Raw genomic sequence first — 13,102 nt, forward strand, 5'->3', positions numbered from 1 at the left:
ACAAATGCTTGTCCAAAGCACCCTGTTGTATATCATACACATAACCCCAAAAAAGGGTTGCCTGGCAACGTCCTACTCTCACAGGGGGAAACCCCCAACTACCATCGGCGCTGAAGAGCTTAACTTCCGTGTTCGGCATGGGAACGGGTGTGACCTCTTCGCCATCATTACCAGACAGATGATCTTTGCTTTCAATCGAACTTCACATATCATCACCATCAATATGAATATTGTTCTTAGAAAACCTTACAGTTGAGATTTCAAATCATTTCTCAACGAGATTTTTAATATTACTATTGTATTGAAAATAAGTCAATATTTTTTTAGTTTTTTTCATATTAACTTAAAAGATAAATCACTTCATTCTTCTATTGAGGCATACTCAATTTGACAGCTGTGTTAACGTCTATTGATATCCTTGAAGACTTATACGAAACAAACAAATTTTCACATCAAAGAAAAAGCCTAACTTAATTTTGTCAGGCTTATTCCTCGTCTTTCCAATCTTTTTTAAACTGATTTTGCTTTATTTCCAAGTCATCGAGCATTTGAATTAATCGGTCTATATCATCTACATCTGTAGATTCAGGATCCATTGAATCAATTACCTCTAAAAACATATTTAAACGATTTTTCAAATATGATAGTTGTGAATCTTTATCATGTACTGCGTTTCCCATATTCCTCTCTCCCTTCAGATAATATAATCGTAGACGAAGATCTATAGTTTTACAAATATCCACCTTACTTCTTTAATCATTTTTAAGGTACCATAGGTTTTCTCAACTTATATACAAATACCTTTCTTTTAAAAAAACAACTCTATAGAAAAGCGCTCATTAAACAAGGTTCATGATAAAATGTAAAGTGAAAGCACCAAATTCCTGCCTGTAAGTGGTAAGTTAGTAAGCATCGCTCACTTTGTAACGATAAATTCTCAAGTTATATTAGCCTTATATATGATATTTTTAATTTAAAGGAGTAACACAATGAATGCAACAAAATCATTATCACCAATTACAACTTCATTTGATCCATGGGAAGCTTATTTAGATGTTGAGCAATATGGAAAAATGACATTGACGAATATTGAATTCACAACGACTACGCTTTGCAATATGCGTTGTGAGCACTGTGCTGTTGGGTATACTCTAAAGCCAAAAGATCCAAATGCACTACCAATCGATTTGCTTTTGAAAAGACTTGATGAAGTTCCCACTCTTCGTTCGTTAAGTATTACAGGTGGAGAGCCAATGTTGTCTTTAAAATCAGTTGATCAATATGTTGTACCTCTATTAAAGTATGCCCATGAACGTGGTGTTCGTACACAAATAAATTCAAATTTAACACTGGATTTAAAACGCTATGAAAAAATAATACCGTACCTGGATGTTTTACATATTTCTCATAATTGGGGCACAATAGATGAGTTTGTTGAAATAGGTTTTGCCGTTATGGACCGAAAACCAACTTATCAGCAAAGAGCTGCACTATTTCAAAGAATGATTGAAAACAGTCAAGCTCTTGTTAAAGCTGGTGTCATCGTTTCTGCTGAAACAATGCTAAATAAACGCACACTTCCTTATATTGAGAAGATCCATAAGCAAATTGTTGAGGAAATGCATTGTCAGCGTCACGAAATTCACCCTATGTATCCTAGTGATTTCGCAAGTGCACTTGAAACACTATCACTTCAAGAAATGCGTCAAGCTATTCATCAGTTATTGGATGTTCGTGATGAAGATGTTTGGATGTTGTTTGGCACTCTGCCTTTTTATGCATGTAGTTCAAATAAAGAAGATCAAGATCTCATTAAACGTCTTCAAGAGACGAAAAATGTGACTGTACGAAATGATCCTGATGGACGTTCACGTTTAAATGTGAATATTTTCAATGGAGAAATTATTGTTACAGACTTTGGTGATGCACCGGCATTAGGCAATATTCAACACAACACACTACAATCAGCTTATGATCAATGGACAAATTCTTCATTAGCAAAATCACTTAGCTGTCATTGCCCTTCAGTAAAATGTCTAGGACCCAATATTCTAGTAAAGAATAGCTATTATCAGGATGTAGATTTCACAAAAAGAAAATCAACGATATAAGGTGAGAAAATGGACCAAATTAAAACGTTTATGGAACAATCAGTTTTCTTTGATATTGTAATCGTTGCAATTATTTTAGTGACTAGTGTGTTTATTATTAATAAGATTGTAAAGAAATTCTTTCAGCATTCCAGCTTTATAGAAGAACGAAAAGAAAAGACAATTGAGAGTATGATTCGTTCATTAACAAGATATATGGCTACAATCGGGTTCATTTTATTTATCATCTCTCAATTTGTTGATAATTTTGGATCAATATTAGCTGGTGCTGGTGTTGCTGGTATTATTATTGGTTTTGGAGCCCAAAGTCTTATACGAGATATTTTAGCTGGATTGTTTCTTATTTATGAAAAACAACTTCACCAAGGAGATTTTATTACGATAAATAATACGTTTAATGGTACCGTTGAAGAAATCGGTCTACGTTCATTAAAGATCCGTGAATGGAGTGGCAAGCTCCTAACGATAAGTAACGGAGAAATTAAACAAATACAGAATTATAATATTGATCGAATGAGAGTGATTGAACGAGTTGTTGTTAGCTATAGAGAAGATCCTGATCACGTTTGGTCTGTTTTAGAGAAAGCGTGTGAAAAAATGAATGAGGAGCTCCATCATTTTCTGAAAAAAGACTCTACTAATGAATTGATTGAGCCTTTTCAACTCTTTGGTTTAACATCAATAAATGCAAATTTCCGTGGATATGAATATACTGTCATCGGCCTTGTTGATGATCAATATTATTGGACCGCATCAAAAGAAACGAGAAGAATCTTAGCAAAGGTTCTTTATGATGAAAGTATTACTCTTGCTGAAGAAAGATTATTAATAGAAACGGAAGATCGTTTACCTCACTAATAATTGACTCATACATGATACAGAAGTAATTTCATTGATTTCAATATATGTAATTGAAGCATCATCATAGCTTCAATTACATAATCATTAAGTGCATGGTACAGATTCACACCAATTAGATACATTCTATTTAAAGTAAAAATGACCTCTATACTCTTATTTTATATTGAAAATTGATCAGGTCTCCAACTAATAATCGCAGCATTATATTCGTTTTGATAAATGTATTTCCCGTTTTCAAATACAATATATTTACTCAGAACATCCTCAACCAATGTAACATCAATGTCCCTGGTTAAAATTTTGCTCATATTTTTCTCGAGATTTCCTTCCCAATCTCTAATTCCTTCCTGCCACTTTGCTTCTAAACTCAGTAAAGCATCCTTTTTATTATCCATGAGACCTCCAGTATTAATTAGTATATTCCAGCTTATCTCTATTATTTAATTTCTATAAATATACAGCTATTACTTACTTTAACACCAAGGATAATATGCGATCGCTAGAAGGTACAAGTTAGATAGAGGAGAAAGAAACCATTACTAATACACCTTAGGTGACAGTTTTTTAATCCAATACTCTGCTTTATATTCGTTAGCGATACTACTTTAACATGTAAGTAAATTGATACCTTAGAAATAACCTATCTGATAAGTGCCTACACAAAAAGCCCATCTGAGTATTGACTCAAATGAGCTTCGACAAAATCCGGGAAGTGACAGGCACCAGCATTATTTCGGTTGATCTGATGTGACAAAACCAAATGATGCGTGGTCTTGTAATGGAATCCAAGCACCAATTCCTTGTGAGGTAATATTTTTGACAACGATACTTTTTTTGTTACCTTTTAACACTAAATAAACTTCACCATAAGTGACTTTCCCTTTTTCATTTACTGCTGGTGCATAGGCATATAAGTAGCCAAGCTTTTTTGATGGAATATTATACACTTGATCCTTTTTCGTTCCAGCACCTATGATTGTTTCAAACGAAAGTGGCAGATTGGTTTTTTTCATGGCCTTTAATAGCATTAGTTTTTTTACATCGTCTGCTTCTGGAACTTTTGCTGTTAAGCCACCTTTGATTGCCTTTTGTGCTTCTTGTTTATAGTGAATTTGTACTTGTGATTTTCCACCACGGTTGTCTTGATAATTTGTATTAATTTTTTGGTACTCCCAATTAGTTGCTGTTTCTGTAGACTCATAATTTAAAGCCCATTGCCCAAGGTAAATTGTTGCTCTGTAGCCAAATGCCAACGGTGCATCTGAAATTGTTGATTCATTTAGAATACGAATCAAGTCAGGGTTTTCAATTGTCACATTAGATGTGTCAATTAATTGTTGAGTAAGCTCACTAGGCTGTAGGAACGGCAAATCCTGAGTTGGATTTGGATATGTGTTTTCTTTTGATATATCCATTACAGAGTTAGGCATTTTAGGCTTTTCTGTTTTACCTTCTGCTAAAACAGCACTTGAAAAACTAAGAGATAAAAGCAAAACTAAAGATACAAGCATAGCTTTTTTCATCATGATGACTCCTTTCATAATGCTTATTCCTAGTGTTTTCAAGAGTGAAGCTGTTTATCCAATTTTTTATCGCTTTGTTAAGATTTCATACCTTCTTGATACTGGTCCATTTAAATATTGAATAAAAGGACCGATTAAGAAGGTAATGATAATGGTTCCGACCCCAATAGGACCTTGTAAAATAAAAGCTAAAATCAATGCACTTACTTCACCGATTGTTTTTGCTACCATAAAATTCATTTTAAATCTCTCATGAAGTGACAGCATTAATTGATCGATAGGATTTGCTGCAAATTTTGTTTGCAAATACATTGCTACACCAACAGCTATTAATACAATTCCACTAATAAGAGCAAGGATTCGTGAAAACAAAGAACCTAGCTCAACACTTGTCATTACAAACATTAACCAAAAGTCAACACTAAACCCGATCAAGAGTATTGTTATTAAAGCAAAAAGCTTGGGTCTTCCTTTTACTATTAGTGCATTAATAAAAATCAATAAAATTCCAACAATAATAACCCAACTACCTACTGTTAATCCCATTGCATTAGAAAGTCCTACATTTAATGCATCCCATGCACCTGCACCAAGATCAGCTTTAATTGTTAATGAAACACCGAAACCCATTAGAAATAAACCAATCAAATAAAATGCTATTCTAATTTTCATAAAATAAATTTCCCTTTCAAAATTTAGTATTTAAATTCAAGCTGAATATTTACAAAATGCTGAAAATATCATATAATTTATTTATACAAAAGAGTAAGTTTTGATTTTGGTTTAACTCTTTTGCAAGCGTTACCAATATCTCTAGTTTACTGTTTCGTCCTACACAAACGTAAGACTCTGTGCCCTTGCACAGAGTCTCTTTTTTTAGCCCCAATTAGTTTATTCACTAAATATAGATAATATCACATCAGGCATTCGAGTCATAGTCATAAAATTTGGTTTTGTTTAACACAGTTACGCAGTTAATTCTAATCATGATCAAGGAAATTTCATAGCACAACATAAGTGCCTACTTCACTAAATTAATTAACAAATGAATGAAATTAGGTTTTTATTGCACATTAATAAGGGTACGTAATTTATATACTTACGCTAAGGCGTACATTATATTTGAAAGGGGTTTTTTGATCATGAGTGATGATTTAAAGAAAAAATTACTAGAGGTTGTTAAAAATCACAAAGTAGGTACACTATCAACAATTAGACAAAATAAACCATTTTCTCGTTTTATGATGTTTTTCAATGACGATTTAGTTTTATACACAGCAACAAATAAGGAAACACATAAAGTTGAGGACATAAAAGCAAATCCTAATGTACATGCTTTGTTAGGTAATGAGTGCAAGGGTTGGGACGATCCTTATGTTGAAGTGGAAGGCACAGTATCTGTAGAAGAATCAAAAGAGCTTAAAGAAAAGTTCTGGAATGACCATCTCAAAAACTGGATTCCAACTGCAGATGATCCAAACTATCTACTTCTAAAAATCACACCTAGCTCTTACCGCTACTTTGAAAAATCATCAAGCAAAGCAGAAGTATATGATTTATAAAGAAACTGGGTCAGTCCCTCATCGCTGTAAAGCATTGAGGGACTGACCCTTCATATTTAAACAAGTTCAAACGTTTCCTCTATTTCAATGCTGCCTTTTACTGATTGAGCCATCGGACAGTTTTTGCTTGCTAATTCGATGGATTGTTGGATTTTGTTTTCTTTTAGGTTGTCACCTTTAATGCGGTAATGTATGTATATCTTCTCAATTTTATTTGCTTCTGCTTCATTTCGATCAACTTTAGTATCGATCGTGATATCTTCTACTTCAATTCTTTTTTTTGCCAGAATTTTACGCAATACACCACCACTACAAACTGCGATTGATGCAACCATCAACTGAAACGGTCTATAACCATATGCCTCATCACCAGCTATATGTAATTCACCAAATTCTGTATTCGTTATAAAACCTACATCCTTCTTCATATTAAACTGCATATTTTTCCACCTCTTGTTTTTTATCGATATTGTATACGAAAAAACCATCATAGAAAAGCTAAAGGTCTCCCATTAACCTTGTTAATTCCTACATTTCATTATAAAGTATTAATGTGCTAACTGTCTTTCTTAGAAGTACAGACTGTTTATATGATTCAATGAAAATTCGTAAAAATTGAGGTATAGAATATGGAAAACCAACAATTGCGTTTTTGGATATTAGTTTCAATCGTCGGTATTTCGGGTTTTAGCCAAGGAATGCTTCTGCCTCTTATCGCGGTAATATTTGAAAACAGTGGTGTATCGTCTGACTTGAATGGTCTTAACGCAACTGCTATGTATATAGGAATACTATTAGTCTCCCCTTTTATGGAGGCACCTTTAAGGAAGTACGGATACAAACCGATTATCATCTTAGGTGGATTGCTTGTTGCACTTTCTTTAGGGTTATTTCCATTATGGAAATCATTTTGGTTTTGGTTTGCACTTCGACTATTAATCGGAATTGGAGATCACGCCTTACACTTTGGAACCCAAACCTGGATTACAACTTTCTCCTCTGAGAAGAATCGCGGTAGAAACATTTCCCTTTATGGATTGTTTTTTGGTATTGGATTTGCAGTAGGTCCACTACTCACTCCTTTAGTTAAAATAAATGAAGCATTACCATTTATCATCTCATCTGCTCTATGCTTTATCGGTTGGGTTTTCTTGTTTATGTTAAGAAATGATTTCCCAGAGCAAACAATCGGAGTTAACTCATTTAAAGAAACGATGAAACGTTTTGGTAACGCGTGGCGTTATGGCTGGGTCGCTTTTTTACCACCCTTTGGGTATGGTTTTTTAGAGGCGTCATTGAATGGTAGCTTCCCTGTCTATGCTTTAAGAATTGGTTTAGATGTAACAAATATCTCAATACTGCTCTTTTCTTTTGCTATAGGAGCAATAATCTTCCAACTTCCTCTAGGCATATTAAGTGACAAACTAGGAAGAAGACCTGTTTTACTTTCAATTCTATTTTTAGGCTTTATTAGCTTCACTTCTGCTAGCTTCCTAGAAGGCACTGTAATTGGATTAACGATATGCTTATTTATTGCAGGAATGGTTGTCGGATCAACATTTTCTCTAGGCATCAGCTATATGACAGATCTTATGCCTAAAAATCTGTTACCAACAGGAAATCTATTATGCGGGGTTGCCTTTAGTATAGGTAGTTTGACCGGACCGTATTTAGGTGGAATGTTTATCAAATATACAAGTAACATCAGTTATTTCCTGATTATTAGTAGTATGCTACTTCTAATTTTCATCTCGATCGCTGTTTCTAAACAAAAAAACATGTCAACATACAACTTAAGCAACAATTCATCAATGAGTTAATAAGCTGACAATTTGTTAGCTTTTTTCTTTACCTCAGAATCACTAGATTATCTTAACAAGCTAGTATTTTTAAAAGGACTATTCCTATGTTCTCATTAACTTTAAATGCCAAGGTAGATAAAAAATAAAGACAAATATTTGCTTTAAACACATTACCGAGTGTTAATTAAAATAAAAATAATACTAGGAGAATCAAAAATGGTTCTCCCTATTCAAGTTTAAACAATTACTAACCACAAAATTTTCCCATTAAAATCGTATCATAATATTGACCATCAGATAAAAGCTTGTCTTTTTTCAATACTCCTTCAACCTCAAAGCCATACTTCTCATAAAGCTTTAATGCTTTAGCATTCGTTTCAAGTACACTTAAGTTTATTTTTTTAATATCACTTGAATCTGCCCAATGAATTGATTCGATTAGAAGGTTTTTACCGATTGAAAAACCCCAATATGCTTTTAATACACAAACACCAAACTCCACTTTATGTGCTGTTCTTTTCAACTTATTTCCAGCACACCTTGAAAAGCCAACAATCACACCATTAACTTCAGCTATTAAAAATAGGCTACTTATGCTTTCTGTATCATTTTTAATTATATTTACAAACTCTAATTCATCTATGTATGCTTCACCTTGTTCTCGGTCTAAATTCTCTGTTTCCCCATCTATTTGTAGTCTAAGCTGAGACAGTTGCTTCGCATCGTCACCATTTGCCGATCTAATTATATATTCTAAATGTTTGACCTTAAATATCTTCTGTTCAACTCTCATCACAGAGCTCCCTTCGATTTATGATTGCTTTTTTAATTTACACTACCTTGCTAAATAAAAGAAATAAAAAAAATGTTTGAACATTCCATTACTCCTGTTATATAATAGAACTAACAAAAGTAAACTGTATCATAACAATAAAAGGAGATGGTTGAAAATGATGAACAGACAAGAACGTAAGAATATGATTGAATTTATTGAGAGAATGAAGGATATTGATAAGAATTCTTTACTTTATATGACAGATGAGGATATTGAGCATATTTATAGTACAGTGTATAACAGTTATATTGAACTGGCAGAATAGATGCCAGAAAAAAAGGCTAACTAGGAAATAAATCCTAATTAGCCTTTTTCTTTAATGATAGCCGTTTTGTCCGTTCGCACTACCACTCGTTTTATGCTTTGGTTTATGCTTTGAATTTTGTTTAGTATGCTGACCATCTTTTTTCTGTTTTGCCATCACTAATCCCCCGCTTTATAAAATAGTAAGACGAATGTCTTCACTCATTACTATTCCACGAGATATTGAAAGCTATTAGCAAGAACAATTGGTAAATCCTTATGCAGCACGTTTTCTTTTATATAACATGGCATTTAGCTCTCCACCTAAGATAATAATCATACCGGATAAATAAAGCCAAATCATCAGTACGATAATACCTCCAATGCTTCCATATGTAGCACTGTAATTTGCAAAATTACCAACATAATAAGAAAATGCCAATGATGCGACAATCCAACCTATGGTTGCGGCAATAGCACCAGGTAAGCCGTCCTTAATATGCAATCGTTTATTCGGTGCTACAAAGTAAAGTGCCGTAAAAACAATAAAGAGAATAATTCCACTAACAAGCCAACGTAATGTATTCCAAATTGTTAAAAATTGATCTGATAAACCAAAATTGGAGGCAATAAATAAGCCGATTTCCTTACCGAACACAGGCAACAATAAAGCCACGACGATAACAAATACCATACCAATTGTTAAAAGAATAGCCATTCCTCTTGCGACTATAAATGATCTGCTTTCCTTAACATCATACGCACGATTAAACGCTCTTACAATCGCATTAATTCCGTTTGATGCAGACCAAAGAGTTGCAATAATACCAAAAGATAAAAGACCGCCATTTCTATTATTTAAGATCTGATCAAGTGTCTCATTAATAAGCTGCATAGATTCTCCTGGAGCAAACTCCTGTATCGTATTAAGAACATCAACTTGGGAAATTGGTAAATACCCTAAGAGCGTTATAAGGAAAATCAAGAAAGGAAACAATGATAAAAGAAAAAAATAAGATAATTGTGCAGATAAGCCCGGCACCTCATCATTTGTAAATCTTTGAAGTAATTCTTTGAAAAAAGAGCCTTCCTTAAGCATATATTCACCTCACGATTATTGTCGTTTTGGAAGAAATCTATCTTTAGTTTCATGTAGCATGTTAACTACTTGTGGAGTAGTCGTTTTTAGTTCATTCACCTTTTCAGTGATAAAGGTAATATCCTCTGATACCTCTTTAACTGTATGCTTCATATCATCTATCTTGACCTTAACTTCATTTGTAAAAGCTGTTGGATCTTTTACATATTTATTAAGCTTAATATTTATATTTTTCCCGCATTCCAAGACATCATCACGAGTTTGTTTGTCCATTAGTGAAGCTGCTGCCCCTACTAATGCTCCAATTAACATACCTGCTACTAGCTTGTTATCTTTCCCCATAGAATTCACCCTTTCTTTACATTTTATAAATTATGTTCTATTTTGATTTCCTTTAAAAAATTTTCACAGCTTTTACTTACCATTTCATAAACCTCTTCAAAGTTACCTGTATAATATGGATCAGGAACATCTGCAATCGGATAGTCTTCTATGTAATCTAGTAGGCGTTGAATTTTTCCTGATGGTTGAAATCCCGCTAAACGTCGTATATTACCTACATTTTCAGTATCCATTCCAATAATATAATCGTAAGAAGCAAGATCTTCTTTTCTTAATTGCCTTGCCTTCTGACCTTTGTACGATATGTTATACTGATCTAAAATATTCCTTGTTCCTTCATGTGGTTGTTTACCCACGTGCCAATCACCCGTCCCTGCAGAATCTACATCTATTTTCTTCTCAAGGCCTTCTTTTATAATAAGATGTTTCATAATTGCTTCAGCCATAGGTGATCGGCATATATTACCTAAGCATACAAATAATATTTTTACCATGATGTCCTCCTATTCCTTTTACCCATTTTCACTTTTTGAAAACACAACCCCATATGATCATGATACTATCTTTCAAATAAGTTTTCCTCTTCTTAAGGAACTTTCATTCATACTATTTGTTAAATACATTAGAAGGAAGTAACTAGATTATGTGGGAAGTTTTTGAATGTTTACCATGATTTCATGGTACAATAACAATAAAACTAGGCGTTATTATGAAAGGAATGAAGTAAGTGAACCTTACAGAAAAATCTACTGAAAACGTTGAATACATGATCGAGCAAATAAAAGAAAAGCTAAGAGTACTAAATTTTGGAGCAATTAAACCATCTCATTTTGATGAAAACATGTACGAAGAATTAAAAGATATTTATGAGCTTGTTATGAAGAAAAATTCATTCAGTCCAAATGAAATGCAAGCTATTGCTGAAGAATTAGGAAATCTTCGTAAAGGTCAATAAACGATTCTTACCTCCCAAACGTCATCATATGATGTACTAAAGGGGAGGTTTTTTATGTTGAATTTATGGTTAGTCACAATCTCTTTAGGCGGATTCCTCGTCGTTTCGATTGGACTTGTCCTATTTGCACTACAAGGAGCTGTAAACTCTGAAGATTCTTACCGTGTAGACCCGATCCCAACTGATGATGACGTGGAAGATAAGAAATGAAGATAGAAAGAGGCTGGGACATAATTAAAGTTGTCATACAAAACACAAATAAATCTAAAATTAGTTAAGTTGAAAACAAGTTCGTTTCATTGCGCTGCAGACATTTACTTTCCGCGGGGAGGAAGCTAAGCCTCCTCGGCGCAAGCGCCTGTGGGGTCTCAGCCTTTCCTCTGCACCCGCAGGAGTTAAATGTCTTCCGCTCCATTCCACTAGTTATTAAAAATAGTATGTAAAATCAAAAAATCTATTGAAGAGAGCAAATTAAAACCCGAACTATTAGGCTGAATGATTATTTGAAATTCCACCTAATAATTCGGGATTATCATTAGCTTAAATACTTATGTCCCAGCGTCATCCTTTATCCAGTATTAACTTAACTAATAAGCTTTAATGCTTCTCTTGTGAAAACAGGAATATCATCAGGATTCCTGCTTGTTACAAGCTGATTACTACATACAACAACTTCCTTATTCTGTAGTGCTGCTCCAGCATTTTTCAAATCCACGTGAATTGATTTATAACCTGTTGCATCACGTCCCTTTAATGCTTCTGCAGTAATCAAAAGCTGTGGACCATGACAAATAGCAAAAACAGGCTTTTTGTCAGTCATAAATGATTTCGCAAACTTAACATATCTTTGATCAGCTCTTAGAATATCTGGAGAAAATCCACCTGGAATAAATAACGCATCAAATTCCTCAGGCTTTACATCATCAATACCTTCATCAATTTCTACTCTAGCTTCTCCTTGCTTACCTGAAACTGTTTTACCTTTTACTTCCTCAATAACCGTTAAGCTATGCCCAGCTTCTTTAAACTCTTTTGCTGGTGCTGTATATTCCACATCTTCAAATGAATCTGTTAACAATACCGCAATTTTCTTTGACATACTGATCATAACCTCCAATTTCTTTCTATATTATTTAGTTACCCGGGCTTGTTTATGTTAAACATCTAATTAAATGCTGCATTTTAACAAATCTCTAAGCTAGATAAAATAAAGGAAATCCTAAATCTAACGAAGAATATACTCTATATATTTAAAATAAGGAGCTGTATATATTTGATTTTCCAAATAAAAAAGGCTTCACAAGAGGATATCCCCTTTCTTTGGGATATGCTTTACGAAGCCATTTACGTAAATGAAAATGAAGAAAAGCCACCAAGGAGTATTGTTAACAATCCTGAATTAGCAAAATATGTTGAAAATTGGGGTAGAGCTGGAGATTTTGCTTTAATTGCAAAGGATGAATTAGATCAAAGCTTAGGTGCTGTATGGATACGGCTATTTGATGATTCAAACAAAACCTATGGCTACATTGACAGCAATACACCTATCTTAAGTATGGCTATTTCACCTGAATTCCGAGGAAAAGGCATAGGATCAAAGCTATTAAATGAGATCTGTACACAGGCCTCTATAAATGGCTATAAAGCAATTTCACTTAGCGTTGCTCCAGCAAACAAAGCGTTAACATTATATGAACGAGTTGGATTCCAGAAAGTCGGAATCGACGGAACTTCTTGGGATATGAAATTAAGCTTCTAATGACTAAGGG

Annotated in this window: 18 protein-coding genes and 1 rRNA gene; 8 read left to right on the forward strand and 11 right to left on the reverse strand. The window is 33.7% G+C overall.

Annotated features, from left to right (window positions below):
- Window positions 1-59 precede the first annotated feature (59 nt).
- Together rrf and FS935_RS17345 are read right to left on the reverse strand one after the other, a co-directional pair.
- Window positions 60-175, reverse strand: a 5S ribosomal RNA gene (gene rrf / locus FS935_RS17340).
- Between the two features lie 310 nt (window positions 176-485).
- On the reverse strand, window positions 486-680 hold the full coding sequence (locus FS935_RS17345) for an SE1561 family protein (protein ID WP_146949904.1): 195 nt from the start codon (window positions 678-680) through the stop codon (window positions 486-488).
- 309 nt (window positions 681-989) lie between these two features.
- Here FS935_RS17345 and yfkAB point away from each other — a divergent pair, with 309 nt between their 5' ends.
- Complete coding sequence (gene yfkAB, locus FS935_RS17350; RefSeq protein WP_146949905.1) at window positions 990-2,111, forward strand: radical SAM/CxCxxxxC motif protein YfkAB; 1,122 nt, start codon at window positions 990-992, stop codon at window positions 2,109-2,111.
- A 9-nt stretch (window positions 2,112-2,120) separates the two neighbouring features.
- Entirely contained in the window at window positions 2,121-2,969 is an 849-nt protein-coding gene (locus FS935_RS17355; RefSeq protein ID WP_146949906.1) for a mechanosensitive ion channel family protein, read from the forward strand.
- Window positions 2,970-3,130: 161 nt separating this feature from the next.
- Here FS935_RS17355 and FS935_RS17360 read toward each other — a convergent pair whose 3' ends face one another.
- The 3 genes from FS935_RS17360 to FS935_RS17370 all read right to left on the reverse strand — a co-directional run bounded on the left by FS935_RS17360 (window position 3,131) and on the right by FS935_RS17370 (window position 5,167).
- Complete coding sequence (locus tag FS935_RS17360) at window positions 3,131-3,367, reverse strand: hypothetical protein (RefSeq protein ID WP_146949907.1); 237 nt, start codon at window positions 3,365-3,367, stop codon at window positions 3,131-3,133.
- Window positions 3,368-3,700: 333 nt separating this feature from the next.
- Window positions 3,701-4,498, reverse strand: coding sequence for a YfkD famly protein (locus FS935_RS17365; RefSeq protein ID WP_146949908.1), 798 nt, complete (start codon window positions 4,496-4,498; stop codon window positions 3,701-3,703).
- A gap of 63 nt (window positions 4,499-4,561) precedes the next feature.
- Window positions 4,562-5,167, reverse strand: a complete 606-nt coding sequence (locus FS935_RS17370) for a YczE/YyaS/YitT family protein (protein WP_146949909.1) — start codon at window positions 5,165-5,167, stop codon at window positions 4,562-4,564.
- Window positions 5,168-5,637: 470 nt separating this feature from the next.
- Here FS935_RS17370 and FS935_RS17375 point away from each other — a divergent pair, with 470 nt between their 5' ends.
- On the forward strand, window positions 5,638-6,057 hold the full coding sequence (locus tag FS935_RS17375; protein ID WP_193559378.1) for a pyridoxamine 5'-phosphate oxidase family protein: 420 nt from the start codon (window positions 5,638-5,640) through the stop codon (window positions 6,055-6,057).
- A gap of 56 nt (window positions 6,058-6,113) precedes the next feature.
- Here the strand turns inward: FS935_RS17375 and FS935_RS17380 are convergent, their stop codons facing one another.
- Entirely contained in the window at window positions 6,114-6,497 is a 384-nt protein-coding gene (locus tag FS935_RS17380) for an OsmC family protein (RefSeq protein WP_146949910.1), read from the reverse strand.
- 189 nt (window positions 6,498-6,686) lie between these two features.
- Between FS935_RS17380 and FS935_RS17385 the strand changes: the two genes are divergently transcribed.
- Window positions 6,687-7,877, forward strand: a complete 1,191-nt coding sequence (locus tag FS935_RS17385; RefSeq protein ID WP_146949911.1) for an MFS transporter — start codon at window positions 6,687-6,689, stop codon at window positions 7,875-7,877.
- A gap of 229 nt (window positions 7,878-8,106) precedes the next feature.
- Here FS935_RS17385 and FS935_RS17390 read toward each other — a convergent pair whose 3' ends face one another.
- A complete protein-coding gene (locus FS935_RS17390; RefSeq protein WP_146949912.1) occupies window positions 8,107-8,652 on the reverse strand; it encodes a GNAT family N-acetyltransferase in 546 nt (181 codons plus the stop codon).
- A gap of 160 nt (window positions 8,653-8,812) precedes the next feature.
- Between FS935_RS17390 and FS935_RS17395 the strand changes: the two genes are divergently transcribed.
- Complete coding sequence (locus FS935_RS17395) at window positions 8,813-8,959, forward strand: BH0509 family protein (RefSeq protein ID WP_146950044.1); 147 nt, start codon at window positions 8,813-8,815, stop codon at window positions 8,957-8,959.
- 255 nt (window positions 8,960-9,214) lie between these two features.
- On the opposite strand, the gene FS935_RS17400 is transcribed toward FS935_RS17395, so the two are convergent.
- Genes FS935_RS17400 through FS935_RS17410 form a run of 3 tightly spaced genes read right to left on the reverse strand, consistent with a single transcriptional unit; the run spans window position 9,215 to window position 10,872 of the window.
- Window positions 9,215-10,036, reverse strand: coding sequence for a YihY/virulence factor BrkB family protein (locus tag FS935_RS17400; protein WP_146949913.1), 822 nt, complete (start codon window positions 10,034-10,036; stop codon window positions 9,215-9,217).
- A 15-nt stretch (window positions 10,037-10,051) separates the two neighbouring features.
- Window positions 10,052-10,378: a YtxH domain-containing protein gene (locus FS935_RS17405; RefSeq protein ID WP_146949914.1), complete on the reverse strand. Its 327-nt coding sequence runs from the start codon at window positions 10,376-10,378 to the stop codon at window positions 10,052-10,054.
- Window positions 10,379-10,401: 23 nt separating this feature from the next.
- Window positions 10,402-10,872 (reverse strand): low molecular weight protein-tyrosine-phosphatase, encoded by a 471-nt coding sequence (locus FS935_RS17410; RefSeq protein ID WP_146949915.1) that lies wholly within the window; start codon window positions 10,870-10,872, stop codon window positions 10,402-10,404.
- Window positions 10,873-11,105: 233 nt separating this feature from the next.
- Here FS935_RS17410 and FS935_RS17415 point away from each other — a divergent pair, with 233 nt between their 5' ends.
- Complete coding sequence (locus FS935_RS17415; RefSeq protein ID WP_146949916.1) at window positions 11,106-11,333, forward strand: DUF1128 domain-containing protein; 228 nt, start codon at window positions 11,106-11,108, stop codon at window positions 11,331-11,333.
- A 54-nt stretch (window positions 11,334-11,387) separates the two neighbouring features.
- Window positions 11,388-11,543 carry a hypothetical protein gene (locus FS935_RS23470; RefSeq protein WP_158638636.1) on the forward strand — a complete coding sequence of 52 codons (156 nt, stop codon included), beginning with the start codon at window positions 11,388-11,390 and terminating at the stop codon, window positions 11,541-11,543.
- A gap of 373 nt (window positions 11,544-11,916) precedes the next feature.
- Here FS935_RS23470 and FS935_RS17420 read toward each other — a convergent pair whose 3' ends face one another.
- Window positions 11,917-12,432 carry a type 1 glutamine amidotransferase domain-containing protein gene (locus FS935_RS17420; RefSeq protein WP_146949917.1) on the reverse strand — a complete coding sequence of 172 codons (516 nt, stop codon included), beginning with the start codon at window positions 12,430-12,432 and terminating at the stop codon, window positions 11,917-11,919.
- 174 nt (window positions 12,433-12,606) lie between these two features.
- Between FS935_RS17420 and FS935_RS17425 the strand changes: the two genes are divergently transcribed.
- Window positions 12,607-13,092: a GNAT family N-acetyltransferase gene (locus tag FS935_RS17425; protein WP_240050943.1), complete on the forward strand. Its 486-nt coding sequence runs from the start codon at window positions 12,607-12,609 to the stop codon at window positions 13,090-13,092.
- The last annotated feature ends 10 nt before the right edge of the window (window positions 13,093-13,102 follow it).

The sequence above is a fragment of the Metabacillus litoralis genome (assembly GCF_007994985.1).
Taxonomy (GTDB): Bacteria; Bacillota; Bacilli; order Bacillales; family Bacillaceae; genus Metabacillus; species Metabacillus litoralis.

Coding starts and splice junctions, on each gene's coding strand:
- FS935_RS17345 (WP_146949904.1), bottom strand. CDS start 680: ATGGGAAACGCAGTACATGATAAAGATTCACAACTATCATATTTGAAA.
- yfkAB (WP_146949905.1), top strand. CDS start 990: ATGAATGCAACAAAATCATTATCACCAATTACAACTTCATTTGATCCA.
- FS935_RS17355 (WP_146949906.1), top strand. CDS start 2,121: ATGGACCAAATTAAAACGTTTATGGAACAATCAGTTTTCTTTGATATT.
- FS935_RS17360 (WP_146949907.1), bottom strand. CDS start 3,367: ATGGATAATAAAAAGGATGCTTTACTGAGTTTAGAAGCAAAGTGGCAG.
- FS935_RS17365 (WP_146949908.1), bottom strand. CDS start 4,498: ATGATGAAAAAAGCTATGCTTGTATCTTTAGTTTTGCTTTTATCTCTT.
- FS935_RS17370 (WP_146949909.1), bottom strand. CDS start 5,167: ATGAAAATTAGAATAGCATTTTATTTGATTGGTTTATTTCTAATGGGT.
- FS935_RS17375 (WP_193559378.1), top strand. CDS start 5,638: ATGAGTGATGATTTAAAGAAAAAATTACTAGAGGTTGTTAAAAATCAC.
- FS935_RS17380 (WP_146949910.1), bottom strand. CDS start 6,497: ATGCAGTTTAATATGAAGAAGGATGTAGGTTTTATAACGAATACAGAA.
- FS935_RS17385 (WP_146949911.1), top strand. CDS start 6,687: ATGGAAAACCAACAATTGCGTTTTTGGATATTAGTTTCAATCGTCGGT.
- FS935_RS17390 (WP_146949912.1), bottom strand. CDS start 8,652: ATGAGAGTTGAACAGAAGATATTTAAGGTCAAACATTTAGAATATATA.
- FS935_RS17395 (WP_146950044.1), top strand. CDS start 8,813: ATGAACAGACAAGAACGTAAGAATATGATTGAATTTATTGAGAGAATG.
- FS935_RS17400 (WP_146949913.1), bottom strand. CDS start 10,036: ATGCTTAAGGAAGGCTCTTTTTTCAAAGAATTACTTCAAAGATTTACA.
- FS935_RS17405 (WP_146949914.1), bottom strand. CDS start 10,378: ATGGGGAAAGATAACAAGCTAGTAGCAGGTATGTTAATTGGAGCATTA.
- FS935_RS17410 (WP_146949915.1), bottom strand. CDS start 10,872: ATGGTAAAAATATTATTTGTATGCTTAGGTAATATATGCCGATCACCT.
- FS935_RS23470 (WP_158638636.1), top strand. CDS start 11,388: ATGTTGAATTTATGGTTAGTCACAATCTCTTTAGGCGGATTCCTCGTC.
- FS935_RS17420 (WP_146949917.1), bottom strand. CDS start 12,432: ATGTCAAAGAAAATTGCGGTATTGTTAACAGATTCATTTGAAGATGTG.